Here is a 23,934-nt window from a genome sequence, read left to right on the forward strand (position 1 = left end):
TTAGAGCTTGGTTCGCCGGCTCGTGGTAATTGCACGCTCGCTAATGTCTGTCGGGGGTTTGAAATGTTCAGGATTTTGCGCGGCTTTGCCCGCTCCCGCAGCGGGTCGATGATGCCGCTCTTCCTGGTGAGCCTGATGCCGTTGATCGCGGTGATCGGCTTCTCGGTCGACTATACCGGCGCGGTCCAGACCAAATCCAACCAGCAGCAGGCGCTGGATGCCGCGATCCTGACGATCACCACCATGGACACCACGTCGACGCTGGCGCAGCGCCAGACGCTGCTGCAGGATTCCTTTGCAGCCAACGGTGGACAAGGCACCGCGACGCTGACCAGCTTCGTGGCCGGCACCGCCACCACCGCCACCACGGCGCAGGCCACGGCAAGCTTCGCCATGCCGACGGTTTTCATGTCGATTGCCAGGATCAACACCGTACCGATCGCCGTCGCCTCGGCGGTCAGCAAGCCGCCGGCGCTGGTGAATGCCACCTTCAAGGTCACCGGCGTGTCGGGTTACTGGAACAAGACGATGACGCTCTACGGCATGCAATTCGGGGCAACGACGGCCAAGCCGCTGATGACGATCGACTATGTCTATGGCAAGACCGGGGACCCGAAGGGCTATGGCACCACTACCACCAGCGTCCTTACCACCGATTCAACCGGCAAGACCGTCACCACGGTGGCTCAGAAGCAGGTCTGCAAGCTCGTCGACGCCAACACGCCCGCTGGTGCGGTGATCCAGACCGACAAGTTTCTCACGAAATATTACTGTGTCGACACGATGTACCCCGCCAATGGCACAGGCGCATCCATCGACGTCAGCCAGATGGGTAACCTCTCTCTGCAGATGTATGTGCCATCAGGTAATCCGCAGTATCTTAAGACGAATGATACGGCCACCTCGGACCGGCTCTATAACGGCGTCATGAATCCGCAGACCAACAAGGTTGACTATACTGAGACCGCGAGCGGCCAGATCATCGATATCTTCAGCATCGTGCCTTGCGGCGCGACAAGCTACCAGGCCTGGGAAGACGGCGGTAACTCGGTCCCGGCGCCGGCCGCCAACGCCGACTTCTTCTACAACGTCACCGGCAAATGCGACTACAACAAGCGGCCCTCGGAGACGGCACTGACGCAGTGACGTGGACGATCTCCCCCACGGGGGGATTGGATGCGGCGACCGTGTTCGCCAATCTCTGAGGCCCGCAGGGCAGAGCGCTCTTCAATCACAAACCGGTGAGCGCTGTAACGAAGCGGTCGGTGGCGGCGAAGTGGGGACATGAGCGGCGCATCGTGGCGTCGTCCCCACGGAGCAAGCCGATGTCGCCAGTCCTATCAAGCAGGTTTTTCGCACTGTCCGGCCTCGCCGCGCTGGCGCTCGCCGGATCGCTTGCCAACGCCCTCGCCCAGCCGCTCACCGTGGTCGAGCTATTCACCAGCCAGGGCTGCTCGTCCTGCCCGCCGGCCAACGCCAACCTCATCAAGGTCAAGGACCGGCCCGGCGTGCTGGCGCTGTCGTTCAACGTCACCTACTGGGATTACCTCGGCTGGAAGGACACGTTCGGCAAGCAGGAATTCACGCAGCGCCAGGTGTCCTATGAGCCGCCGCTCGGCCATGACGGGCCATTCACGCCGCAAGTGGTGGTCAACGGCCATGCCGACGTCGTCGGCGCCGCACCCGGCGAGATCGAACATCTGATCGCGGCCACGGCCAAGACCGGCGGTCCGTCGCTGGCGCTCGAGGGCGGCAAGGTCGCGATCGGCGCCGGCGCCGCTCCGGGCGGCCATGCCGATGTCTGGCTGGTGCGCTACACCAAGGGTGTCGTCGAGGTGCCCGTGGGGCGCGGCGAGAACACCGGCCGCACCTTGCCGCATGCCAATGTCGTGCATGCGCTGACAAAACTCGGCAGCTGGAGCGGCGACGCCAAGACGCTCGATCTGCCGGCGGCCTCGGGCGGCCTCAGCACCGCCGTGCTGGTGCAGTCGCCCGGCGGCGGACCGATCCTGGCCGCCGCCGCCAACTAGATCGCGTTCGAGCAGAGATTTGCCAAACAGAGATTTGCACCGCCGCATGAGCAGCGGTGCAAGAGCCCGGCCGCCCAAACCGGCGTGCCATCAACCCGTAAACCCAAGGAACCGACCATGACCACTTTCTCCCGCTTGACGCTGCCGGCTCTCGCCCTCGCTTTGTGCTCCACGGCGCTGTTTGCCGGCGGCATCGCCCGCGCCGACGATGCCATCAATGCAATGAAGCCCGCCGCCAACGCCATGGCGCCGGCCGCGGACGCCATGAAGCCGGCAACCGACGCGATGAAGCCGGCCGACCCGATGGCGACCAACGCCATGAAGCCTGCCACGGATGCGATGAAACCGGCGACCGATGCGATGAAGCCGGCAACGGATGCCACCGCCAATTGAGATTGGTGCGTGGCCTTCTGTCCCTGGCGGGCTCCCTGTCCAGCCGGGGACAGTTGCTGGAGCAGCCCCGGGAAAGGCTTGAAGCGGTTTTGCTTCGGCAACGGGGTCGAAACAGAAAGTCCGGAGGCGCACGCGAATGTGAGCCTCCGCCGCAACTCAGCATCGCGCCACCGTAGCTGATCCAATAGACTGATCCCAAATGGAAGCCATGAGGAGTGCAACCATGACCACTATCAACAAACGTTCGACAGGCTTTGTCCGGGGGGCGCTCGCCGCACTCGCCCTTGCCGTCGCGGGCGCTGCTTTCTGGCTGACGCCAGCCATCTCCGCCGAGGATGCGGTGAAGATCCCACCGCCGGCGATCGACGAAAAGGCGGCCACCGGCACGGAGAAGGCGATCTTCGCCGGCGGCTGCTTCTGGGGCGTGCAGGGCGTGTTCCAGCACGTCAAGGGCGTCAGCAAGGCGGTCTCGGGCTATACCGGCGGCGCCAAGGACGACGCCGTCTACGAGACGGTCGGCACCGGCCGCACCGGCCACGCAGAGTCCGTCGAGATCACCTATGATCCGTCCAAGGTGACCTACGGCCAGCTGCTGCAGGTCTATTTCTCGGTCGCCCACAACCCGACCCAGCTCAACTACCAGGGTCCGGACTCGGGCACCCAGTACCGCTCGACGATCTTCGCCGAAAACGACGCCCAGAAGAAAATCGCGCAGAGCTACATCGCGCAGCTCGACAAGGCCAAAGTGTTCGGCGAGCCGATCGTCACCACGCTGGAGACCGGCAAGACCTTCTATCCGGCCGAGACCTACCACCAGGACTTTTTGACGCTGAACCCGACCTATCCCTACATCGTCTACAACGACCTGCCCAAGGTGGCGAATTTGAAGACGCTGTTCCCGGCGCTTTACAGCGAAAAGCCGGTGCTGGTGCTGTCGGCGAGCAACTGAAATTGCGAGGCGCGCCATTCTGGCCTTTCTCCCGTCATTATACGGGGAGAAAGGCGCTGTCATCGCGCCTCAATCATACGTCAGATCCGTCGCCTTGCCGCCGAACACGCGGTAGGCATAGAACGAATAGAAGATGATGACCGGCAGCACCACCACGGTGCCGGCCAGGATGATCGCCAGGCTTTCGGGCGCCGACGCCGCCTGCCAGATGGTCAGGCGATCGGGCACCACATAGGGATAGAACGACCAGGCCAGGCCGGCAAAGCCGAGCGCGAAGATGGTGGCCAGCGTCAGGAACGGTGTCAGCGAATGGCGATCGTCAGGCCTCGGCAGATGGAAGGTCTGCCGCCACAGCCAGGCAAACAGCAGCGCCGACAGGATCGGCAGCGGCGACAGATAGAGCATCTCGGGCCAGACGAACCATTTGGCGAAGATGCGCGGGCTGGCGAACGGCGTCGCCAGCGACACGGCGGCCATTCCGAGCGCGGTCAGCACCAGCGCGGTGCGCAGCCAGAGCACCGCCTTCTTCTGCAGCGCGCCTTCGGTCTTGTAGATCACCCAGGCGGAGCCCATCGCCGCGTAGGCCGCCGCCAGGCAGAACGCCACCAGCACGCCAAAAGCCATGCCGCCTGGCCCGACATCGAGGCCGAGCACGTAGACGCCCAGCATATAGCCTTGCGCCAGCGAGGCGATGAGCGAGCCAAGGAAGAAAATACGGTTCCAGCGATGTTTCTTCCCCGCCGGCACCTTGGCGCGGAAATCGAAGGCGACGCCGCGCAGGATCAGGCCGACCAGCAGGACGAAGACCGGAATGTAGAGAGCCGTCAGGATGACGCCATGCGCCAGCGGAAAGGCGACCAGCAGCAGGCCGACGGCCAGCACCAGCCAGGTTTCGTTGGCATCCCAGAACGGGCCGATCGCCGCGATCATGGTGTCCTGTTCGGTGTCCTCGGCGGCGGCGAAGAGGATGCCGATGCCGAGGTCGAAGCCGTCGAGAATGACGTAGATCAGGATGGCAAGGCCCATCAGTCCGGCGAAGATGAGGGGGAGCAGGGTCGGCCAGTCATAGGTCATCTTGCTCTCCTCAGGCCCTGACTTCGGTTTGCGAAGCTAGCGCAGCCCCTCATCGCCCTGCCGGGCACTTCTCCCCGTATAGGGACGGGGAGAAGCGGGCTGGCCGCAACGCCGGCGCCATCCATGCAACGTTGGCGATTGGCGAAACCATAGGACTCAGCGCCCCTCTCCCCGTCCCTATACGGGGAGAGGATGCCGGCAGGCAGGTGAGGGGCGGCGCGGGCCTGCAATGAAAACATGCTCACTCCCCCGCGGCCGGCTGCGACAGCGGTGCGTCGAGGACACCCGGCAGCGGCGAGGTGTCGCCGTCCTTGGCCGCCTTCAGCGCCAGGTGCACCAGCACGCCGAGATAGGCGATCAGCAAAAGCACGTAGAGCAGGAGATAGATGGCGAGCGTCAGCGCCACATGGCTGCCGGCCACCGGCCCGACGGCGTCGGCGGTCTTCAGCACGCCGGTCACCAGCCATGGCTGGCGGCCGATCTCGGTTGTGTACCAGCCGGCCAGCGTCGCCAGCCAGCCCGACAGCGCCATCGGCACCATCAGCAGGGCGAGCGGCCTCGGCAGTGTATGCCGGCGCTTGAGGAAGAAGGCCGCCGACCAGGAGACGGCGAGCATCAAAAGACCGGTGCCAACCATGATGCGAAAGCTCCAGAAGAGCGGAAAGACCGGCGGATGGTTGCCGGGATAGTCGTTCAGCCCCGGCACGACACCGTCGGTCGAGTGCCGCAGGATAAGGCTGGCCCCGTCCGGAATCGCGACCTCGAACTTGTTTTCCCTGGCCGCCTCGTCGGGCAGCGCGAACAAAACCAGCGGCACGTTGGGCCCGGTGTTCCAGTTGGCTTCCATGGCGGCGATCTTCTGCGGCTGGTGCTCCAGCGTGTTCAGCCCATGCTGGTCGCCGGCCAGGATCTGGATCGGGATCAGGATCGCCGCGGTGAAGACGCCGGTGCGCAGCGCCTTCCACATCGATTCCGAGCGGTCGCCGTTGAGGTAGCGCAGGGACGACAGGCCGGCGATCAGGAACGATACGGTAAGCCCCGAGGCGAGCAGCATATGCACCAGCCGGTAGGGCATGGACGGGTTGAAGATGATGGCCCACCAGTCGACGGCGTGCGCGACGTTGTCGCGCATCTCGAAGCCGGCCGGCGTCTGCATCCAGGAATTGAGGGCGATGATCCAGAACGCCGACAGCGTCGTGCCGCCGGCGACCAGCACCGTCGCCAGCGTGTGGATGCGGTTGGAGACGCGGCGGAAGCCGAACAGCATGATGCCGAGAAAGGCCGCCTCGAGGAAGAAAGCGGTGAGGATCTCGTAGGCGAGCAGCGGTCCGGCGATGTTGTCGACATGCTGCATGTAGCCCGGCCAGTTGGTGCCGAACTGGAAGCTCATGGTGACGCCCGAGACCACGCCCATGGCAAACGACAGCGCGAACACCTTCACCCAGGTGAAATAGGCGCGCATCCAGGCGGAATCATTGGTCGCGTTGTAGCGCAGCTTGAAGAACAGCAGCACCCAGCCAAGGGCAATGGTGATTGTCGGAAACAGGATATGAAACGAAATATTCGCGCCGAACTGCATGCGCGACAGTATGAGCGGGTCCATGGCGGGCTCCGGCTGTAAATACTCGCGAAGGATAGGCCCGAAGCGGGGTCAGGTCAAAGCGGCCTCCTGCCGCGAGGCTGAACGCCACAGGACAATTTTACCGGATGGACGCGGCGCATTCCCAGCCAGCTCCGCGCTTCGATGTCCAGAACTGGCAGCAGGGCATTGACTTGCGGTTGCACTGGGCGACAACAGGCCTATATCAAGTCACCTCTTTCAGGCAGCCGTTTTCAACCATGCCCTCCATGTTGTCCATTTCCGGGGTCTCCAAGACCTACGCCACCGGCTTCACCGCGCTCAAGGAAGTCAGCCTCGATATCCAGCGCGGCGAGATCTTCGCGCTGCTCGGCCCCAATGGCGCCGGCAAGACGACGCTGATCTCGATCGTCTGCGGCATCGTCAACCGCTCTTCGGGCACCGTGACCGTCGATGGCCATGACATCAACAAGGACTATCGCGCCGCGCGCAGCCTGATCGGGCTGGTGCCGCAGGAACTCACCATCGACGCGTTCGAGAGCGTCTGGGCGACCGTCAATTACAGCCGCGGCCTGTTCGGCAAGCCGGCCAATCCGGCCTTCGTCGAGAAGGTGCTGCGCGACCTGTCGCTGTGGGACAAGAAGGACGCCAAGGCGATCACGCTGTCGGGGGGCATGAAGCGGCGGCTGATGATCGCCAAGGCGCTGTCGCACGAGCCACGCATCCTGTTCCTCGACGAGCCGACCGCCGGCGTCGACGTCGAACTGCGCCAGGACATGTGGGCGATGGTCCGGCGGCTGCGCGAGGACGGCGTCACCATCATCCTTACCACGCACTATATCGAGGAAGCCGAGGCCATGGCCGACCGCGTCGGCGTCATCAACCGCGGCGAGATCATCCTGGTCGAGGGCAAGGCCGAACTGATGCGCAAACTCGGCCGCAAGGAGATGAGGCTGGAGCTGCGCGCGCCGCTCGGCAGCGTGCCCGACGGGCTCTCGCGCTATGCGCTCGAACTGTCGCCGGATGGCACGCAACTCACCTACACATACGACAACCAGAGCGACCGGCCGGGCGTCGCCTCGCTGATCAGGGATCTCGAGGCGGCCGGCATCCAGTTCCGCGACCTCGATACCAAGAACAGCTCGCTCGAAGAGATCTTCGTCAATCTCCTGAGGCAAGAGCCATGAACCTGCGTGCGGCCCCTAATTTTCGCGCGGTCTGGGCGATCTACCGGGTCGAGATGGCGCGTGCGTTCCGCACCGTGCTGCAGAGCATCATCTCGCCAGTCATCTCGACGTCGCTCTATTTCGTCGTCTTCGGCTCGGCCATCGGCTCGCGCATAACCGAAATCGACGGCATCGCCTACGGCGCCTTCATCGTGCCGGGACTGATCATGCTGTCGCTGTTGACGCAGTCGATCTCCAACGCCTCTTTCGCCATCTATTTCCCGAAATTCGTCGGCTCGATCTACGAGCTTTTGTCGGCGCCGGTCTCTTACCTGGAGATCGTCATCGCCTATGTCGGCGGCGCCGCGACCAAGTCGATCATCCTCGGTCTGATCATCCTGGCCACCGCCTCGCTGTTCGTGCCGCTGCACATCGAACATCCGTTCTGGATGCTCGCCTTCCTGATCCTGACGGCGGTGACCTTCAGCCTGTTCGGCTTCATCATCGGCATCTGGGCGAAAAGCTTCGAGCAGCTGCAGCTGGTGCCGCTGCTGATCATCACCCCGCTGACCTTCCTCGGCGGCAGCTTCTATTCGATCCACATGCTGCCAGGCATCTGGAAGACGATCACGCTGTTCAACCCGGTGGTCTACCTGATCAGCGGCTTCCGCTGGAGTTTCTACGGCAAGGCTGATGTCTCGGTCGTCGTCAGCCTCGGCATGACGCTGGTGTTCCTGGCCGTCTGCATCGCGATCGTCGCCTGGATCTTCCGGACCGGCTACCGGCTGAGGAACTGACGCGGCCCTAAAGTCGTGAGAGAGGCCTCAAATGGCCTTGACCAGCCGCAGCAACCCCAGCATCTCGATGTAGGTCCCCTCGCGAAAGGCGATATAGACCGGTTCCTCGGCGCCGTGGAAGCGGCGCTTGAATGCCGCCTGTCCCTGCAGGTTGAACCTGCGGCGGTTGACCCAGGGCGAGTCGTAGGCGCGCTGGAAGGCGTTGCGCCAGAACTCGCTTTCGGCAAATCCGCTCGGGCCGACATCGAGCAGCGGCGACAGGCCGAGCGTCACCACCGAAATGCCTTCCTCGCGAAAGCGGTCGACGGCAAATTTGGTCAGGCCGATCTCGGCATGCGGCGAGGCATCGATATGCTTGCGCTTGAAGGCGGTGGTGTAGCCGATCACCTTGCCGTCGGCGAACATCGGATCGAAATCGAGCAGGGCGACGAGGTCGCCGTCGGGGCCGTGCAGCACGAAACGGCGCATATCGGTGCCGAGCTGATCGTAAAACGGTCGGTTGAGGAAACCCATCTCCCATCGCTTGACGATACGGTCGCCGCGCCAGTTTTGAGACAGCCGGGAGATCTCGTCGAGGTGGATCGTGCGTTTGTCCTCCTCGAACGAAAAGCCCTTCTTCAACAGCCAGCGCTCGGAATAACGCACCGTTTCGTTGCGCTTGCCGGAAAAATCATGGTCGGGCAGAACGAGGCGCGTGTCGATGCCCAGCCGGTTGATCTTGTAGCCAAGGCCGGCAAGGACCTGGGCGGTCTGTTCGCCGATCTGCACGAACCACGGGCCGCCGGCGCTCTCGACGAAGCGTCTGATGTAATCGGGCCGCCGATCCGGCGCCGCCACCGGATCGCCGAGCGCGAAATGATGCCTCATCTTGGTGCCGAAGGCGATGTAACCGTCGGCATCGCCAAAATAGGAAAGCTTGCTTTGCACGGCGGTGGAATAGGCGAGCGAGAAGTCGCCATGACGGCGCACCAGCGCCAGCCGTTCGACATGCGTCAGCGCCCGGCGCTCGACCTTGGGCGAGGCCCCCTCGAGGAGGTTGTCGAAATAGATCCGCAAGGAGGGCATGGTCGAGATTCCGCGTGCCGTCCATGGCGCGACGTGTCCGACGACACGCAAGACGCGCCACGGCGTCTTGATTTTTCGCAAGGTAGCCGAAATCGGGTTGCCGGTTTCGAATGCCTGCGTCCGTGACGAGATCCGCCAGCCCCCGGACCTCGAATCAATCACTTTGCCGCGACCTGATTATCGCCGATGCCGCGGATATGCCATATAGGGCTGGATGTATTCGGACGGAAGCGGGTAATGCGCTCCATGTCGTGGTTTTGACGCGGTGCCGCGACCGGCTGTTTCGGCCGGGCGGAAATGCTCCAGACGCGAAGCCGCCTCGGCGCGGGACCATCGAAAATCGGCATCGAGTTGCCGTTCGGGTCCTGCGCGCGATCAAACTGTTACAGCGGCCTGCGAGCCTTCAGGGGCCGCCGCGAGCGCGAATGGGGTTCGAGAGTGAATGGCTGATACGACAAGCAGATCGATGGTGGAGCAGGCGGTGACGGTCGAGCCGGCGATCGTCGTTGGCGCCGGCGCCGCCGGGCTGGCCGTCGCGAGGGCCTTGATGAAGGCCGGCGTGGCGACGGCGATCCTGGAGAAGGAAAGCCGGCTGGCCGAGCCCTGGCGCCGGCGCCACGAGCAGCTGCACCTCAACACCCACCGCGATCTCTCGGCACTGCCTGGCCTTGCCTATCCCAAGGGCACCCCTGCCTTTCCGCACCGGGACGTCGTCATCCGCCATATGAACGATTTCCATGAGGCGAACCGTTTGCCGGTGGAGTTTGGCGTTTCCGTCGAGTCCATCACGTTCAGGGGCGATCACTGGGTCGTGCGCACCAGCGCCGGCTCGCGCCTGGCGCGCCATGTCGTTGTCGCCACCGGCCGCGACCGGGAACCCTTCACGCCGCAGTGGACGGGCATGCAGGCGTTCGCGGGCCGGATCATCCACTCGGCGGATTTTGGCGATGCCCAGGCCTATGCGGGCAAGAAGGTGCTGGTTGTGGGCGCCGGCAATTCGGGCTTCGACGCACTCAATCATCTGGCCGGTGTCGATACCGCCGCTGTCTGGCTGTCGGCCCGCAACGGCCCCGCCCTTTTGCCCAAGCGCGTCGGCAAGATCGCCGTGCACCGCCTCTCGCCGCTCATGGCGCGCCTGCCGCTGCGCGTCGCCGATGCGGTGATGGCGGTGACGCAGCGCCTGGTATTCGGCGATCTCACCAAATTCGGCGTGCCGCCCGCGCCCGCGGGCGGCGCCAGCCGCCTGACCTCGGACTATACCGCGATCGCCGCCGACGATGGCGCCGTCGATGCCATCAAATCGGGCAGGATCGTGGTGGTGCCCGGTGTACGGGAGTTCACCCGCGACGGCGTCATCCTGGCCGATGGCAGCCTGATCGCTCCCGACATCGTCATTGCGGCGACGGGCTACCGCACTGGGCTGGAGCGGATGGTCGGCAATCTCGGCGTGCTCGACGAGAAGGGCGTTCCGCTCTTCAACGGCGGCCAGGCCGATCCGAAACTGCCCGGCCTGTGGTTCACCGGCATGCGGCCGAGCATCCGCGGCTGCTTTGCCAATGCCGGCATATTGGCCAAGGCGATAGCTGCGCGGATCGCCGGCTCATCCCGCCCCTCCGGCGCCTCACGCTGAGCGACCGCATAGGACAACATTTGCCGTCGGCGTCACGCCGATTTCGGCTCCAGCCGCCGGAAACCGACAGCCTCGGTCAGCATCTCCTCGTCGACCATGCCGGCATTGTAGAGGGCCAGCAAGGTGAGCGCCAATTCACGCGCCTCGACGGATTCGGGATGCGCTTGCCGTCGGCGGCAGGCCTCGTCGAAGACACGTTGCAAGGTGGCCACTTCGTCAGGTTTGAGCAGGCCACGGTCGTAGATCGACTTGGGCATGGCGATGATCTCCTGATCACGATCTAGGGCGCCACGTGTAAATTGCCAATCTTTCCCGAGGCTTGAATATGATATCGCACAAAAGAGAGGCCCCGGATCGCCGGAGCCCCTCTCATTTTTGTCTCGCCCGACCTCAGACGGCGATCTTGCCGCCACCCTGTTTGGTGATGGCGACCACCGCCGGCCGCACCGGCATGTCGGGCCTGAAATCGGGCCAGCGGGTCGACAGGTCCTCATAATAGGAGGGCCGGCCGAACGCTTCCCAATCCTCGCCGCCGTCACCCGGATGCTGGACGGCGACAAAGGCGGTCTGGTCGTCCGGCGCAAACAGCGGGCCGCACATCTCGGCGCCGATCGGCACCCGGAAGAACAGTTTCGAGGTCGCCCGCGCCGATCCTTCCGTGTCCACCGCCCACAGGCCGTCGGTGCGGCCGGTTGCCTTCGGGCCCTGGCCGTCGGTGGCGACCCACAGGCGCCCGGCCGAATCGACCGCGCAATTGTCGGGCATGCCGAACCAGCCATTGGCCGTCGTCGCGGTGGAGAAGGTGGCGCCGACGGCGGCCACCGACGGGTCGCCGCATTTCAGCAGCACTTCCCACTTGCCCTTGGTGGCGGCGAAATCGCCCTCGTCCTCGACGATTTCGATGATGTGGCCGAAGGCGTTTTCGGCACGCGGGTTGGCGGCGTCGACCTGATCGGCCTTGCGCTTGGAATTGTTGGTCAGCATGACATAGACCTTGCCGTTGCTGGCATTGGGCTGGATGTCTTCGGGCCGGTCCATCTTGGTGGCGCCAAGGAGGTCGGCGGCGCGACGTGTCTCGATCAGCACGTCGGCCTGGCCGGCAAAACCGTTTTCCGCCGTCAGCGGCCCCTGGCCGAACACGATCGGCATCCATTCGACCGAGCCGTCCTCCGCGAATTTGGCGACATGCAGCGTGCCGTCGTCGAGCAGATCCTTGTTGGCCGCGCGGTCGCCGGCGTTGAACATGCCCTTGGTGACGAACTTGTAGACATAGTCGAAGCGCTCGTCGTCGCCGAGATAGAAGACCACTCGACCATCCTTGGCGACGATCGATTCGGCGCCCTCATGCTTGAAGCGGCCCATGGCGGTGCGCTTGCGCGGCACCGAGGCCGGGTCGTTGACATCGACCTCGACGATCCAGCCGAAGCGGTTGGGCTCGTTCGGCTCCTTGGCCAGGTTGAAGCGGTCATAGTGCGCGCCCCATTCATAGGCGCCTTCCGGAATGCCGAGGCGCTTGTAGTTGGCGGCCTCCTTGTGGCCCTCCGGCAGCTCGCCGGAGAAATAGCCATGGATGTTCTCCTCGGACATCACATACGTGCCCCAGGGCGTGACCCCGCCGGCGCAATTGTTGATGGTGCCGAACACCTTGACGCCGGACGGGTCGGCATTGGTCTTGACGCGGTCATGGCCGGCAACCGGGCCCGACAGCGCCATCTCGGTGTTGGCGGTGATGCGGCGGTTGAGCTTGCCGTCGCGAATTACCCGCCATTTGCCGCCATCCTTGCGGATCTCGACGATGGTGCCGCCATGGGCGGCCATCTCGACATCGACCTGCTCTTTCGAGAGCGGCGCCACCTCGGCCGACTTCTTGCCGTCCTTCTCGACGATCTTGACGATGCCTGGGAACATCAGATGCGGGTTGGTGTATTCGTGGTTGACCACCAGCAAGCCATGCTCGGCCGAGCCATCGAGCGGGATGTAACCGACATAGTCGTTGTTGTAGCCGAACTGCTTGGCCTGGGCTTGCGCCGACTGCTTCGTCGGGTCGAATTCCGGCGAATCGGCAAACAGCGGATCGCCCCAGCGCAGCAAAACGTCGGCGTCGTAGCCCGGCGCGACGTGGTGCTTATCGTCGATACCGGCCTCCAGCTCGTCGAATTTGAACGCTGAGCCTTCCGCGGCGCGGGCATCGTCGGCGGCGATCATGGCCAGCGGGCTGACGGTGGCGGCGATCGCCGAAACGGCAAGCGAACCCTTGAGGAAGCCACGGCGCGAGAACCGCGCGGCGATGATCTCGCCCATGGTGCGGTTCTCGCTGGGATTGTTGGCCGGGCCTTCGTTTTCCTCGAGCAGGCTGGTGCGGAATCGGGCGTCGGGGGAGCGATGTTCGGTCATGGGAACCTCTGGTGGGTTTTGGCTGGAGCTTCCGGCTTACAGTCGGCTGATCACATTTTCGTGACATGGTATCTCCGCTGCCGCTCGCTCACGAGACCGATTTTTACGCCTCGCCTGGGACTTTGGTCCAAGCTTGCGCCTGCAAAGGTCCTGGGGGACAAACGCAACGGTCGGAGGTCGCTTCCGGTCACCACGTCTTTCGGCGATGTTGTTGCACTGCAACGTTGGGGTGGGCGCGCCGGCTCAATCGACGGAGATCAGTATGCGTGGATCGATCACGGCCCATTGTTGCCGTCTGGCTCTCAGATCGGCGGCCGTCCTGGCGCTGACCATCGCTCCCTATGGAGTCGTCTTCCATGGCTTCGTGCCTGGAATCGATGCCGCGACCGCACATGCCGACAAGGGTGGCAACGGCGGTGGTGGCAACGGTGGGAATGGCGGCAACGGCGGTGGCGGCAACAGTGGTGGCGGTGGCGGCAACAGCGGCAATGGAGGAAACAGCGGCAACGGCAATAGCGGTAACAGCGGCGGCGGGAATAGCGGAAAGGGTAAGGGCCAGGGCAACCAGAGCACAAGCCATGTCAACGCCACGACCGGCGACACGGTCGACGTGGATGGGAACAAGATTACAGTTCAGCACCCGGATGGCTTGACGGAGAAAATCGAGAACGGCCGTTTCAGCATGAAGGATAAGCTCGGCCGCACGATCATCGATCGCCGTGCCACACCGGCCGACGCCAGCCGTCTCAAGGCGCTTTGAATTTCGGCCCTATGAATTTCGCCTTGTGAAGCTGGTCAACAGGCAACGACCAGTTTCACACGTCACCTCCGCCGCCCCCCGGCGGAGGTGACCTCGTTTCGCGGCGTTCCACGATGGCTACGAACGGTCCCTGTCGCGGTCGCGAAACTCGCGCATGATGAGGGCCGCTTCAGTACGATTTCGCACGTTGAGTTTCGACAGCACCCCCGTCATGTGGTGCTTGACGGTCTTCTCCTGCAGCTCCAGGCGTAAGGCGACTTCCTTGTTGCTCAGTCCCTCCGCCACCAGCCGCAGGATTTCGGTCTGCCGGCCGGTGAGTTGCCGCAGCCGGTCCGCCACGCCGTTGGCGGGCTGCAAGGACTGGACGTCGGAAAGCAGCCGGGCCGACAGCATCGGCGAAAGATAGCTTTCGCCGGCCGCCACGTTGCGCAGGATATCGGCAAGCGCACGCGATCCGACGCCTTTGAGGACATAGCCGAGCACCCCGGCGTTCAAGGCCTTGGTCACATCGGCATTCGCCTCTGAAACGGTCAGCATGACGATCTTCTGGGCGGGATGGTCGGCAAGGATGCTGGCAACCGCGGCCAGGCCGCCGCCCGGCATTGAAATGTCGATGAGCAATATGTCGGGCTGCATGGTCGAGGCGATGCGCTCCGCGTCCTGCGCGGTCGCACCTTCGCCGACCATCTCGAAGCCGCCGATCTCCGACAGGCTGCGCGTCACGCCTTCGCGGAACAGCGGATGATCGTCGACAATGGCAATGCGGATGGTGCCGATCATGCTTGCTCCTCGACCGAAAGACGGATCACCAGCTTCGTGCCTTTCGGCCCTGTGAGTGTTTCGAATTGGCCGCCAATGCTTTCAACCCGCTCCCTGAGGCCGGCAAGGCCCAACCCCTCGGCCCGCGCCGGATCGAAGCCCGGTCCGCCGTCCGATACTTCAACGAAAAGCCTACCATTTTTCATGCCTGCACGCACCGCCTGATCCTTGCCCCGTCCGTGGCGGTAGGCATTGTTCAGCCCCTCCTGCACGAAGCGATAGATGCTGATCTTCTCAGAAGCGCCGGGCTCCGGCAAATGTCTCGGCATCGTAAGCGTCACCGATGTGCCCGTCCGGCGCTCATGCTCCTCGACGGCCAGCCGCAGCACGTCCGCCGCCGCCGCCGTTTCTATCTGCGGCAGGACCAGACCGGTGCAGATGCCGCGTATCTCGCGCATCGCATCCTCCAGCGTCTTGCGGATCATGGCGATTTCGGTCGAGCGGCCTTCGCTGCCATGCCCGTCGCCGGTAAACACCGGACTGTCCATGCGCAGCGCGGCCAGCGCCACGAGCTGGGCAGGGCCGTCATGCAGGTCGGCGCCGATCCGGCGCAGATATCTTTCGTTGAGCGCGGTGGCGCGGCGGGACGCCCGCTGCACACGATGCCGCAAGGCGTTGTTCTGGGTCACCAGGCCCTGCAGCTCCGACACCTGGCGGCGCAGCGCCCCGCGCTGATCGTCGATAATGCGGCTGCCGCGCAGGACGATGCCCGACAGTAGCAGAAATGCTGTCAAGGTGGTGCCGGCCACGACCAGCCAGCTCGACAGCAGGGCGGAAGCCAGGGTAGCCTTGAAATCGCTGGCGACCTCGTAGAATTCGGTGACGGCGACCACTTCGCCGGACCAGGGCTCGCGCACTGGATTGTAGATCTCGAGCAACGGCACACCCGCGGCCCGCTCCTTGTCTTCGTTCTCGTCGAACGTATCGAACTGGGCAACGACGCTGCCCTGGAAGGCAGAACGCAGATTGTCGTTCAGGTCGAAGCGGCGACCCGTCAAAGCCGAGTCCTTCGCATAGAGGATCGTGCCGTCGCGGCGCCAGAGCCTGAAGGATGCCAGGCGTTTGCCGAGCGCGCCCTGGCCGAGCGTCTCGTCGAGCGCCTGCTTGACGGATGCGCTGAGCTCCTCGCTCTTGCGCAGGTCGGGCAGCAGCGGCGCAATCACGCTGTCGACATAGAGCGCCGTCGTGGCGGCCGAATTGCGAGTGACGCCGTCCCGGATCTGCGTCGTCACCCAGGTCCCGACGATCACCATGACGACCAGCAGCCCAAAACCGCCGGCAACGACGAATTGCAGGGCAAGGGAAAGCTCGCTCCAGCGCCGCGCCAAGTTCTGAAAAATACGAGTCATGAACCCCTGACCGCCCTTCTATCGACAGGCTGGGCGATTCCGGCACATTGAGCTTCAGTCTCGCCGTTGCCAAGACCCTCCTTTGAACGACGTCGCTTGACGTTCCGGCACGCTTCGGAAACAAGGTCGGCGATATCAGGCAAGAGGCGCTTCGAGGGGGACGGGACGTTGAGTTTTTCGGGACTTCTGCAGCTCGGCTTTTCGACGGTGATCTTCCTGCTGGCGGCGACCGCCGCCAAGCAATGGGGGCTGGCGCCCAGCCTGGGCAAGATCCTGCTGACGCTGGCGCTCTATTCGCTGGGCAATCTGATCATGCTGCGGTTGATCCGCGAGTTCGGCATGTCGGTATCGTTCAGCCTCTCGGCGGTGATCCAGCTGGTTTCGGTCAATGTCGTTGCGCTGGTGTTCTTCGGCGAGCGCGTCAACGCGCTGCAGGCGGCCGGCATCGCGCTGGCAATCGCGGCCGTGGCGCTGATCACGCTTGGGCCCTATCTGCAAGGGCGGATGTAACGGTGCCGATGAAGAACGCCGCGAAAGCTCTGCTCAACCGGGTCGAATTCCCGGTGCTGCTGGCCGGCCTGGTCATCGCCGGTGGGCTGTGGGCGTTCGAGGAATTGATGGAGGTGGCACGGGCCACCACGCCGCACGCCTTCGATACCGAAATCCTGCTTGCATTCCGCCAGGCCGGTCAACCGGCGATCCCGATCGGTCCGCCATGGCTGGAAGGCGCGATGCGCGACATCACCAGCCTCGGCAGCTCCAGTGTTCTGGTGCTGATCACGGCGGCGACGATCATCTATCTGCTGTTGATCCGCCGCCCGGCGACGGCGCTTCTCATGTTCGTTGCCGTGGCGGGCGGCCAGGTGCTGTCGAGCCTGCTGAAAGTCGGCGTCGACCGGCCGCGCCCGGAACTGGTTTCGCATCTCGTCAACGAGACGTCGCTTTCCTTCCCGAGCGGCCATGCCATGCTGTCGGCGGTGACCTACCTCACGCTCGGTTCGCTGGCGGCGCGCTTCCTGCCGGGCCGGACAACCAAGGTCTACGTGCTGTTCCTGGCGGTGCTGACGACAGTGCTGGTCGGCGTCAGCCGCATCTATCTCGGCGTCCACTGGCCCTCGGATGTGCTGGCGGGCTGGTGTGCCGGCTTCGCCTGGGCGATGCTATGCTGGTTGGTGGCGAGGCTTCTGCAACGGCGCAAGGCGGTGAGCGAGGAGCCTGACTGAGTCAGATCAACCTGTTGATGAGGTGCCCTCCGCAGCCCGTCAGTATCAGAACCGTCGACAGCAAGCCTGCCGATATTACCATGGTCTTGAAAACGTTCACCCGCGTACCCCCTGCGTCTGATGCATGCCACCCTACCTGAAATCCCTGGCAGGTATCGAAGAAAATGGGCATCAGGTGTGGTTACGTCTAAAACCGATATGATGATGCTTGAAACATGATAATGATGGTATTATACGTTACGCTAGCAGGCTCAGACGGGGATTCCGGCCGATGATCACTGCCGCGCAGATGCGCGCCGCAAGGGCGCTGGCCGGCATCGACCAGAGGACGCTCGCCGAGCGCGCCGGCGTCTCGCTTCCCACCATCCAGCGCATGGAGGCGAGCGGCGGCGTGGTCAGGGGCGTGGTCGATACGCTGATGAAGGTCATCCAGGCTCTCGACGAAGCCGGGGTGGAACTGATCGGCGAGAACCAGGCCAGCGAGCGCGGCGGCAGGGGCGTGCGCCTCAAGGCCGCCATGCCGCCGGAACCCAAGGCCGGGCCGGAATAAGTCGCGACGGCGACCGCCGACAGTCCTGCCGACGATCCCGCCGCTTTTGCAGGGGCAGTCCATGGATCAATCGCGTCAGGCAGTGCATCAGGCGGTGAAGCCGACATTCTCCGAGCTGTTCACGCCGAAGCTGGTGACGGTCTGGCGGGAGGGCTACCGGCTGCCGCATTTCAAGGCGGATGTCATCGCCGGGCTGACTGTCGCCATCGTCGCGCTGCCGCTGTCGATGGCGATCGCGATCGCTTCGGGCGTGACGCCGGAGCGTGGCCTCTACACTTCCATCGTCGGCGGCTTCATCATCTCGGCCTTGGGCGGCAGCCGCTTCCAGATCGGCGGCCCGGCCGGCGCCTTCATCGTGCTGGTGGCGGCGACGGTGGCGCGCGTCGGCCTCGACGGCCTGCTGCTGGCGACGATGATGGCCGGTGTGTTCCTCATTGCCATCGGCTATCTCCGGCTCGGCACCTACATCAAGTTCATTCCCTATCCGGTCACTGTCGGCTTCACCGCCGGCATTGCCGTCATCATCTTCTCCGGCCAGATCGTCGAACTGTTCGGGCTGACCTTGCCGGGAAGGGAGCCCGGACCGTTCGTGCCCAAGCTGATCGCGCTTGGCGAAGCAGCCGGCACGATCAACCTCGCGGCGACCGTCGTGGCGGCGCTGACCATCGCGACCATCGTCTTGCTGAAGCGCTGGCGGCCGAAATGGCCGGCCATGTTGATCGCCATCGGGCTCGCCTCGCTGGTCGTGGCGCTGTTGGCGTTGCCGGCCGAGACGATCGGCACGCGCTATGGCGGCATTCCGCGCAGCCTGCAATGGCCTGGCATGCCACCCGTCAGCTTCGGCAGGATGCTCGACGTCTTGCCGGACGCCATCGCCTTCGCGCTGCTCGGCGCCATCGAATCGCTGCTGTCGGCCGTCGTCGCAGACGGCATGACGGGCCGGCGGCACCGCTCGAATTGCGAGTTGGTGGCGCAGGGCTTCGCCAATGTCGTGTCCGCTTTGTTCGGCGGCATCTGCGCCACCGGCACCATAGCCCGCACCGCCACCAATGTGCGGGCCGGCGCACACGGTCCGGTCTCGGGCATGGTCCATTCGGGAATCCTGCTGGTGCTGATGCTGGTGGCGGCGCCGCTTGCCAGCTACATCCCGCTCGCGGCCCTTGCCGGCGTCCTGGCGGTGGTCTGCTGGAACATGGTCGAGAAACAAGCCTTCGCCACGCTGCTCAAGGCATCGCGCGGCGATGCGCTGGTGCTGATGGCGACCTTCCTCATCGTCGTCTTCCGCGACCTGACCGAGGGCATCGTCGTCGGCTTCGCGCTCGGCTCGATCCTGTTCATCGACCGCATGGCCAAGTCCGTCGCGGTCGAGGCGGACCTGGCGCAGGACGATGTCGCCGACAGCGTCGGCGGCGCCCGCACCTATGATTCCGCGGAGGCAAGCGACGCCGACACCGTCGTCTACCGCATCTCGGGCGCCTTCTTCTTCGGTGCCGCGTCCACTGTCGGCAGCGTGCTCGACCGCATCGCCGACCAGCGCCGCAACTTCGTGCTCGACTGTTCGGCCGTGCCGCTTTTCGATTCGACGGCGGCCAATGTCATCGAAAGCGCGGCCCATAAGGCGGGGCGCGCTGGCGTGCGCTTCATCATTTCGGGCGCCTCGCCGCAGATCCGGCGCATGCTGATCAATCACGGCGTCAAGCCGCCGCTGGTGACCTATGCCGCGTCGATCCGCGACGCGCGGGACCAATTGGCGGGGAGACAAGAGGCGAAGCAGCCGTCTCTCAACGATTGAGCGATGCCGGGCCGCTGACGAACGGACTTTCCCTGACGTAGAACCGCAGCAGGCGGTCGGCGTCCTTCGAAATGCCGATCCTGATGCCCCGTCCGATCGCGCCGGGCTCACATTCATCGTGGGCGAGCCACAGCGGGCCTTTCCGGCACAGGTCGATCCCGTCGAGCGAACGATCGATCCGCAACGCCGCGGCCAGCCTCCCGGGCCCGCGCGCCAGGTCGCGCAGGCGCTCGACGCCTCGGTTCAGCCGCATGATCGCGACGCCTTCCAGCGGTTCCAGCGCCCGGATCAGCACGCCGGTTCCGACCCCTTTCGTCTCGCTCGAGACATTCAGCATGAAGGAGGTGCCATAGGCGAGGTAGACATAGGCGTGCCCGGCTTCGAGAAACAGCGACCGGTTGCGCTGCGTCATCCCTCGAAAGCCGTGCCCGGCCGCATCACCGACGACATAGGCTTCCGTCTCGACGATGCGGCCGCTGACCCTGCCTTCGGGCAAGTCGCGCACCACCAGCTTGCCTAGGAGAAACCGGGCGAGCGCGGCCGTATCGTCCGGCAGCTCCTCTCGCGCGAGCGGACGGGGAGCGATCATGGTCATGTCTGTCTAGGCGTCCGTGTGGCGCAACGCATTGGCGATCACCGCGAAGGCAGGCGAGTTCTGCCGCCGGGTCGGATAATAGAGATAATAGCCGGGGAATAGCGGGCACCATTCATCGAGCATCAGCACCAGCCGGCCCGACCGGATGTCGCCGGCCACCAAATTCTCCGGCACGTAGCCGATTCCAAATCCGCTCAACGTCGCGTCGATCATCGCGACCGACGAATTGAAGGTCAGCTGTCCGTCGACGCGCACTCTTAGCTCTCGCCCGTCCCTGGCGAATTCCCATGCGTAAAGGCCGCCCGACCGCGACTGGCGGTGGTTGATGCAATCATGCTGGACGAGGTCCTGAGGCGTACCGGGCGCCGGATGCCGAGCGAGGTAGTCGGGGGATGCGACGACGACCAGCCGCCAGTCGGGGCTGATGCGAATGGCGATCATGTCCTTGTCGACACTTTCCCCAAGCCGCACGCCGGCATCGAACCGCTCCTCGACGATGTTGCGGAAGCCGTTGTCGATATTCAGTTCGACATGGATGTCGCGGTAATGCCGCAGCACCGGTTTCAGCTTCGGCCAGACCATCCAGTCCAGCGCATGGTCGGAAAGCGTGATCCGCACCGTGCCCGAAGGCTTGTCGCGAAACGCCATCAGCGCGTCGATGTCGCTCTCCATGTCCTGGATGCGCGGCGCCAATGCCCGCAGCAGCCTCTCTCCGACTTCGGTCGGCGACACATGGCGGGTGGTCCGCGTCAAAAGCCGCAGGCCGAGCCGCGCCTCGAGCTGTTTGATGGTTTGGCTGAGCGTCGGCTGCGACGTTCCAAGTCTGGCCGCCGCCTTGGTGAAACTGCGCTCTTCGGCCACCGCCAGGAACCAGAGCATGTCGTTCAGATCGTCGCGGTTCATGACCTCAAATCCGCCTATTCATATCCAAGATGGATAAGTCCATGCGAATTGCAACGACTAATCGAGGCGGTCGCGGCTGTTTATATACGCGCCAACGAAATCGTCGGAGGGCCCTCGGCGGGCCAAAGCGCATGGAAGCCACCTACGACAGCCAACTGGTCGAGACACCAAGCGCCTGGGGCGCGGTGATCTGTCTTTCCCTGCTCACCTTCGTTCTGGTGGCCTCGGAGTTCATGCCCGTCAGCCTGCTCACGCCCCTCGCCAGGGACCTGGCCATCACCGAGGGCCAGGCCGGTCAAGCGATCTCCGTTTCTGGATTCTTCGCCGTCGTCACCAGCCTGTTCGGCAACGCCTTGCTCTCGAAGCTGGACCGGCGCACGGTCGTTCTTCTCTATACCGTCGTGCTGGTGGTCTCCGGACTGGCGATCACTTTTGCGCCCACCTATCCTGTGTTCATGTTTGGCCGGGCCCTAATCGGCGTTTCGATCGGCGGCTTCTGGTCGCTGTCGACAGCCATTCTGGCCCGCATCGTCTCGCGTGACGATCTGCCCAGGGCGATCGCCATGCTGCAGGGCGGGACGGCGTTCGCGACGGTCGTCGCGGCGCCGCTTGGAAGTTTTCTCGGCGGCCTGATCGGATGGCGCGGCGCCTTCTTCATCGTGGTGCCGATCGGGCTCGCCGCCATCGTCTGGCAACTCGCCGTCCTGCCCAGCATGCCCGCCGAGGAGCCCGTCTCGGCCGGCCGCATGGTCGGCCTTCTCGGCAATCGCGCCTTCGCCATCGGCATGGCGGCGACCACGCTCGCCTTCATGGGCCAGTTCTCGCTCTCCACCTATTTGCGACCGTTCCTCGAAGGCATCACCGGCCTCGACGTGAATACGCTGTCGATGGTCCTGCTCGGGCTCGGGCTGGCGGGCCTCGTCGGCACGTCCCTCGTCGGTTTCGTCCTGCGCTCGCATCTGGGCGCCGTGCTGATTGGCCTGCCGGCCATGCTTTCGGTCATCGCGCTGCTCTTGATCGCGCTTGGGCCCGTCGCGGTCGCGGCCGCGGTCCTGCTCTTGCTGTGGGGATTGTTCACCTCGCCCATTCCGGTGGCCTGGAGCACCTGGATGGCCAAGGTCATCCCCGACGATCTCGAGGCGGGTGGAGGCTTGCAGGTCGCGCTGATTCAGTTCGCCATCACCTTCGGCGCGTTCGCCGGCGGCTTGCTGTTCGACACCGCCGGCTGGTGGAGCCCCTTCGCGCTCGCGGCGCTGCTTCTCCTCGGCTCGACGCTATTTGCCGTCGCCGCGGCGACCTCGACACCCACGAGCCGCCAATCATGACAAAACGACAGCTCAGCCGACGCACACTGCTCCGAGTCGCGCTCGCGCAGGCGGCGGTCCTGCCCGGACAGGCTTTCGGGCAGCAAGGCGCCGGCCCGGCAAGCCAGCAGCCCACGGACATGAAGATCAGGATAAGCTTCAACGGGCAGACGATGACGGCCACGCTGTATGACAATCCCTCGGCACGGGATTTCTACTCCATGCTGCCGCTGGATCTGACGATCGACAATTACGCCGGCAACGAGAAGATCGCCTATCTCCCGCGCAAGCTCACCGTGCAAGGCAGCGGTCCCTTCGGCGACGAACGGCCCGGCGACCTTTGCTACTTCGCGCCCTGGGGCAATCTGGCGCTGTTTTATGCCGGCTACCGCTGGTCCACCGGGCTGATCCGGCTCGGGCGCTTCGACGGCGGCTTCGAGCCTCTGCTGGCACGCGGGAATTTCCCGCTGCGAATCGAGCCCATTCGCTGACATACGCAATCGAAAGCAACTCATAGGAGACGTTCCCATGCGAGGCACCGTTCTTTACAGCCCCGGCGACATCCGTTGCGAGGAAGTGGCCGATCCCGAAATCCTGCTGCCCACCGACGCTATCGTGCGGCTGTCGGCGACCTGCGTCTGCGGATCGGATCTCTGGCCCTATCGCGGCCTGCAGCCGATCGCGGAGCCCGCCCATATGGGCCACGAATATTGCGGTGTGGTGGAGGAGGTCGGCAGCGCGGTCCGCGCCATCCGCCCCGGCCAGTTCGTGGTCGGATCGTTCGCGACCTCCGACAACACCTGCCCCAACTGCCGCAATGGCTACCAGTCGTCATGCCAGCACCGTACCTTCATGACCGGCGCCCAGTCGCCGTTCCTGCGCGTGCCGCTGGCCGACGGCACTTTGGTGGCCCTGTCCGGTCAGCCCTCGGCCGACATGCTCCCGAGCCTGCTCGCCACCTCCGACGTGCTGGGCACCGGCTGGTTTGCCGCCGACGCCGCCAACGTAAAGGCAGGGTCGACGGTCGCGGTGGTCGGGGATGGCGCGGTCGGCCTGCTTGCCGCGCTTTCCGCCAAACAGATGGGCGCCGAGCGCATCATCGTCATGAGCCGGCACGAGCCGCGCCAGAAGCTCGCCTTGGAGTTCGGTGCAACCGACATCGTCACCGAGCGCGGCGAGGAAGGCGTCGCCCGCATTCTGGACATGACCGGCGGCATCGGCGCCGACTCCGTGCTGGAATGCGTCGGCACGCAGGAATCGATGAAGCAGGCGATCGGTTCGACCCGCAGGGGCGGTTACGTCTCCTATGTCGGCGTACCCCACCAGGTGCAACTGGATGGGCAACAGCTGTTCTTCGCCCATGTGCACCTGCATGGCGGCCCGGCACCGGTGCGCCGCTATTTGCCCGAACTGATAGCCCTCGTCACCGAAGGCAAGATCAATCCCGGCAAGGTGTTCGATCTGGTCCTCCCGCTCGAACAGGTGGCCGAAGGCTACAAAGCGATGGACGAGCGGCGCGCCATCAAGACATTGCTGCGGGTCTGACCGGCACCCCGGGCCGT

25 protein-coding genes are annotated in these 23,934 nt (G+C 64.6%); 15 read left to right on the forward strand and 10 right to left on the reverse strand.

The genetic code is table 11. The features are described from left to right. The first annotated feature begins 63 nt into the window (after window positions 1-63). The 4 genes from FJ954_RS02620 (at window position 64) to msrA (ending at window position 3,372) form a co-directional block, all read left to right on the forward strand. A complete protein-coding gene (locus tag FJ954_RS02620) occupies window positions 64-1,146 on the forward strand; it encodes a pilus assembly protein TadG-related protein (protein ID WP_140660321.1) in 1,083 nt (360 codons plus the stop codon). Between the two features lie 179 nt (window positions 1,147-1,325). Further along, window positions 1,326-2,030 (forward strand): DUF1223 domain-containing protein, encoded by a 705-nt coding sequence (locus tag FJ954_RS02625; RefSeq protein ID WP_140660322.1) that lies wholly within the window; start codon window positions 1,326-1,328, stop codon window positions 2,028-2,030. A gap of 117 nt (window positions 2,031-2,147) precedes the next feature. Further along, the gene (locus FJ954_RS02630) at window positions 2,148-2,423 is read left to right on the forward strand and encodes a hypothetical protein (RefSeq protein ID WP_140660323.1); all 276 of its coding nucleotides are present in this window, start codon (window positions 2,148-2,150) and stop codon (window positions 2,421-2,423) included. A 223-nt stretch (window positions 2,424-2,646) separates the two neighbouring features. Beyond that, window positions 2,647-3,372 (forward strand): peptide-methionine (S)-S-oxide reductase MsrA, encoded by a 726-nt coding sequence (msrA, locus tag FJ954_RS02635; RefSeq protein WP_015314746.1) that lies wholly within the window; start codon window positions 2,647-2,649, stop codon window positions 3,370-3,372. Between the two features lie 69 nt (window positions 3,373-3,441). Here msrA and FJ954_RS02640 read toward each other — a convergent pair whose 3' ends face one another. Next, the gene (locus tag FJ954_RS02640) at window positions 3,442-4,446 is read right to left on the reverse strand and encodes a cytochrome d ubiquinol oxidase subunit II (RefSeq protein WP_140660324.1); all 1,005 of its coding nucleotides are present in this window, start codon (window positions 4,444-4,446) and stop codon (window positions 3,442-3,444) included. 241 nt (window positions 4,447-4,687) lie between these two features. Continuing rightward, window positions 4,688-6,049 (reverse strand): cytochrome ubiquinol oxidase subunit I, encoded by a 1,362-nt coding sequence (locus FJ954_RS02650; RefSeq protein WP_140660326.1) that lies wholly within the window; start codon window positions 6,047-6,049, stop codon window positions 4,688-4,690. A 236-nt stretch (window positions 6,050-6,285) separates the two neighbouring features. On the opposite strand from FJ954_RS02650, the gene FJ954_RS02655 reads away from it, so the two are divergent. Beyond that, window positions 6,286-7,212: an ABC transporter ATP-binding protein gene (locus FJ954_RS02655; protein ID WP_140660327.1), complete on the forward strand. Its 927-nt coding sequence runs from the start codon at window positions 6,286-6,288 to the stop codon at window positions 7,210-7,212. After that, on the forward strand, window positions 7,209-7,988 hold the full coding sequence (locus FJ954_RS02660; RefSeq protein ID WP_015314751.1) for an ABC transporter permease: 780 nt from the start codon (window positions 7,209-7,211) through the stop codon (window positions 7,986-7,988). Before FJ954_RS02655 ends, FJ954_RS02660 begins: the two co-directional genes overlap by 4 nt. Window positions 7,989-8,015: 27 nt before the next feature. Here the strand turns inward: FJ954_RS02660 and FJ954_RS02665 are convergent, their stop codons facing one another. Continuing rightward, entirely contained in the window at window positions 8,016-9,053 is a 1,038-nt protein-coding gene (locus FJ954_RS02665; protein ID WP_140660328.1) for a phosphatidylglycerol lysyltransferase domain-containing protein, read from the reverse strand. 158 nt (window positions 9,054-9,211) lie between these two features. Next, window positions 9,212-9,400 (reverse strand): hypothetical protein, encoded by a 189-nt coding sequence (locus FJ954_RS02670; protein WP_140619882.1) that lies wholly within the window; start codon window positions 9,398-9,400, stop codon window positions 9,212-9,214. Window positions 9,401-9,495: 95 nt separating this feature from the next. Here FJ954_RS02670 and FJ954_RS02675 point away from each other — a divergent pair, with 95 nt between their 5' ends. Then, the gene (locus FJ954_RS02675; protein WP_140660329.1) at window positions 9,496-10,683 is read left to right on the forward strand and encodes an NAD(P)/FAD-dependent oxidoreductase; all 1,188 of its coding nucleotides are present in this window, start codon (window positions 9,496-9,498) and stop codon (window positions 10,681-10,683) included. Between the two features lie 32 nt (window positions 10,684-10,715). Here FJ954_RS02675 and FJ954_RS02680 read toward each other — a convergent pair whose 3' ends face one another. Together FJ954_RS02680 and FJ954_RS02685 are read right to left on the reverse strand one after the other, a co-directional pair. Further along, window positions 10,716-10,940: a hypothetical protein gene (locus tag FJ954_RS02680; protein ID WP_015314754.1), complete on the reverse strand. Its 225-nt coding sequence runs from the start codon at window positions 10,938-10,940 to the stop codon at window positions 10,716-10,718. A gap of 133 nt (window positions 10,941-11,073) precedes the next feature. Then, entirely contained in the window at window positions 11,074-13,077 is a 2,004-nt protein-coding gene (locus FJ954_RS02685) for a PhoX family phosphatase (protein ID WP_140660330.1), read from the reverse strand. 262 nt (window positions 13,078-13,339) lie between these two features. Here FJ954_RS02685 and FJ954_RS31440 point away from each other — a divergent pair, with 262 nt between their 5' ends. Next, complete coding sequence (locus FJ954_RS31440) at window positions 13,340-13,837, forward strand: hypothetical protein (protein ID WP_181177733.1); 498 nt, start codon at window positions 13,340-13,342, stop codon at window positions 13,835-13,837. Window positions 13,838-13,954: 117 nt separating this feature from the next. Here FJ954_RS31440 and FJ954_RS02695 read toward each other — a convergent pair whose 3' ends face one another. Both FJ954_RS02695 and FJ954_RS02700 read right to left on the reverse strand, forming a co-directional pair. After that, window positions 13,955-14,617, reverse strand: coding sequence for a response regulator transcription factor (locus tag FJ954_RS02695; RefSeq protein WP_140660332.1), 663 nt, complete (start codon window positions 14,615-14,617; stop codon window positions 13,955-13,957). After that, entirely contained in the window at window positions 14,614-16,005 is a 1,392-nt protein-coding gene (locus FJ954_RS02700; protein WP_140660333.1) for a sensor histidine kinase, read from the reverse strand. Before FJ954_RS02700 ends, FJ954_RS02695 begins: the two co-directional genes overlap by 4 nt. A 168-nt stretch (window positions 16,006-16,173) precedes the next feature. Between FJ954_RS02700 and FJ954_RS02705 the strand changes: the two genes are divergently transcribed. The 4 genes from FJ954_RS02705 (at window position 16,174) to FJ954_RS02720 (ending at window position 19,570) form a co-directional block, all read left to right on the forward strand. Further along, window positions 16,174-16,515 (forward strand): hypothetical protein, encoded by a 342-nt coding sequence (locus FJ954_RS02705; protein WP_015314759.1) that lies wholly within the window; start codon window positions 16,174-16,176, stop codon window positions 16,513-16,515. A gap of 8 nt (window positions 16,516-16,523) precedes the next feature. Then, window positions 16,524-17,228 (forward strand): phosphatase PAP2 family protein, encoded by a 705-nt coding sequence (locus FJ954_RS02710; protein WP_140660505.1) that lies wholly within the window; start codon window positions 16,524-16,526, stop codon window positions 17,226-17,228. 271 nt (window positions 17,229-17,499) lie between these two features. Next, complete coding sequence (locus FJ954_RS02715) at window positions 17,500-17,778, forward strand: helix-turn-helix transcriptional regulator (protein ID WP_015314761.1); 279 nt, start codon at window positions 17,500-17,502, stop codon at window positions 17,776-17,778. A 61-nt stretch (window positions 17,779-17,839) separates the two neighbouring features. Further along, on the forward strand, window positions 17,840-19,570 hold the full coding sequence (locus FJ954_RS02720; RefSeq protein WP_140660334.1) for a SulP family inorganic anion transporter: 1,731 nt from the start codon (window positions 17,840-17,842) through the stop codon (window positions 19,568-19,570). On the opposite strand, the gene FJ954_RS02725 is transcribed toward FJ954_RS02720, so the two are convergent. Together FJ954_RS02725 and FJ954_RS02730 are read right to left on the reverse strand one after the other, a co-directional pair. Beyond that, a complete protein-coding gene (locus tag FJ954_RS02725; protein ID WP_181177734.1) occupies window positions 19,560-20,165 on the reverse strand; it encodes a DNA-3-methyladenine glycosylase in 606 nt (201 codons plus the stop codon). The genes FJ954_RS02720 and FJ954_RS02725 overlap by 11 nt on opposite strands. 6 nt (window positions 20,166-20,171) lie before the next feature. Beyond that, window positions 20,172-21,068, reverse strand: coding sequence for a LysR family transcriptional regulator (locus tag FJ954_RS02730; protein WP_140660336.1), 897 nt, complete (start codon window positions 21,066-21,068; stop codon window positions 20,172-20,174). Window positions 21,069-21,199: 131 nt separating this feature from the next. Here FJ954_RS02730 and FJ954_RS02735 point away from each other — a divergent pair, with 131 nt between their 5' ends. Genes FJ954_RS02735 through FJ954_RS02745 form a run of 3 tightly spaced genes read left to right on the forward strand, consistent with a single transcriptional unit; the run spans window position 21,200 to window position 23,917 of the window. After that, a complete protein-coding gene (locus tag FJ954_RS02735; RefSeq protein ID WP_140660337.1) occupies window positions 21,200-22,393 on the forward strand; it encodes an MFS transporter in 1,194 nt (397 codons plus the stop codon). After that, the gene (locus FJ954_RS02740) at window positions 22,390-22,863 is read left to right on the forward strand and encodes a cyclophilin-like fold protein (protein ID WP_140660338.1); all 474 of its coding nucleotides are present in this window, start codon (window positions 22,390-22,392) and stop codon (window positions 22,861-22,863) included. Before FJ954_RS02735 ends, FJ954_RS02740 begins: the two co-directional genes overlap by 4 nt. 37 nt (window positions 22,864-22,900) lie before the next feature. Further along, entirely contained in the window at window positions 22,901-23,917 is a 1,017-nt protein-coding gene (locus FJ954_RS02745; protein WP_140660339.1) for a zinc-dependent alcohol dehydrogenase family protein, read from the forward strand. The last annotated feature ends 17 nt before the right edge of the window (window positions 23,918-23,934 follow it).

The sequence above is a fragment of the Mesorhizobium sp. B2-3-15 genome, assembly GCF_006442875.1.
Lineage (GTDB): Bacteria > Pseudomonadota > Alphaproteobacteria > Rhizobiales > Rhizobiaceae > Mesorhizobium > Mesorhizobium australicum.

Coding starts and splice junctions, on each gene's coding strand:
- FJ954_RS02620 (WP_140660321.1), top strand. CDS start 64: ATGTTCAGGATTTTGCGCGGCTTTGCCCGCTCCCGCAGCGGGTCGATG.
- FJ954_RS02625 (WP_140660322.1), top strand. CDS start 1,326: ATGTCGCCAGTCCTATCAAGCAGGTTTTTCGCACTGTCCGGCCTCGCC.
- FJ954_RS02630 (WP_140660323.1), top strand. CDS start 2,148: ATGACCACTTTCTCCCGCTTGACGCTGCCGGCTCTCGCCCTCGCTTTG.
- msrA (WP_015314746.1), top strand. CDS start 2,647: ATGACCACTATCAACAAACGTTCGACAGGCTTTGTCCGGGGGGCGCTC.
- FJ954_RS02640 (WP_140660324.1), bottom strand. CDS start 4,446: ATGACCTATGACTGGCCGACCCTGCTCCCCCTCATCTTCGCCGGACTG.
- FJ954_RS02650 (WP_140660326.1), bottom strand. CDS start 6,049: ATGGACCCGCTCATACTGTCGCGCATGCAGTTCGGCGCGAATATTTCG.
- FJ954_RS02655 (WP_140660327.1), top strand. CDS start 6,286: ATGCCCTCCATGTTGTCCATTTCCGGGGTCTCCAAGACCTACGCCACC.
- FJ954_RS02660 (WP_015314751.1), top strand. CDS start 7,209: ATGAACCTGCGTGCGGCCCCTAATTTTCGCGCGGTCTGGGCGATCTAC.
- FJ954_RS02665 (WP_140660328.1), bottom strand. CDS start 9,053: ATGCCCTCCTTGCGGATCTATTTCGACAACCTCCTCGAGGGGGCCTCG.
- FJ954_RS02670 (WP_140619882.1), bottom strand. CDS start 9,400: ATGCCGATTTTCGATGGTCCCGCGCCGAGGCGGCTTCGCGTCTGGAGC.
- FJ954_RS02675 (WP_140660329.1), top strand. CDS start 9,496: ATGGCTGATACGACAAGCAGATCGATGGTGGAGCAGGCGGTGACGGTC.
- FJ954_RS02680 (WP_015314754.1), bottom strand. CDS start 10,940: ATGCCCAAGTCGATCTACGACCGTGGCCTGCTCAAACCTGACGAAGTG.
- FJ954_RS02685 (WP_140660330.1), bottom strand. CDS start 13,077: ATGACCGAACATCGCTCCCCCGACGCCCGATTCCGCACCAGCCTGCTC.
- FJ954_RS31440 (WP_181177733.1), top strand. CDS start 13,340: ATGCGTGGATCGATCACGGCCCATTGTTGCCGTCTGGCTCTCAGATCG.
- FJ954_RS02695 (WP_140660332.1), bottom strand. CDS start 14,617: ATGATCGGCACCATCCGCATTGCCATTGTCGACGATCATCCGCTGTTC.
- FJ954_RS02700 (WP_140660333.1), bottom strand. CDS start 16,005: ATGACTCGTATTTTTCAGAACTTGGCGCGGCGCTGGAGCGAGCTTTCC.
- FJ954_RS02710 (WP_140660505.1), top strand. CDS start 16,524: ATGAAGAACGCCGCGAAAGCTCTGCTCAACCGGGTCGAATTCCCGGTG.
- FJ954_RS02715 (WP_015314761.1), top strand. CDS start 17,500: ATGATCACTGCCGCGCAGATGCGCGCCGCAAGGGCGCTGGCCGGCATC.
- FJ954_RS02720 (WP_140660334.1), top strand. CDS start 17,840: ATGGATCAATCGCGTCAGGCAGTGCATCAGGCGGTGAAGCCGACATTC.
- FJ954_RS02725 (WP_181177734.1), bottom strand. CDS start 20,165: ATGACCATGATCGCTCCCCGTCCGCTCGCGCGAGAGGAGCTGCCGGAC.
- FJ954_RS02730 (WP_140660336.1), bottom strand. CDS start 21,068: ATGAACCGCGACGATCTGAACGACATGCTCTGGTTCCTGGCGGTGGCC.
- FJ954_RS02735 (WP_140660337.1), top strand. CDS start 21,200: ATGGAAGCCACCTACGACAGCCAACTGGTCGAGACACCAAGCGCCTGG.
- FJ954_RS02740 (WP_140660338.1), top strand. CDS start 22,390: ATGACAAAACGACAGCTCAGCCGACGCACACTGCTCCGAGTCGCGCTC.
- FJ954_RS02745 (WP_140660339.1), top strand. CDS start 22,901: ATGCGAGGCACCGTTCTTTACAGCCCCGGCGACATCCGTTGCGAGGAA.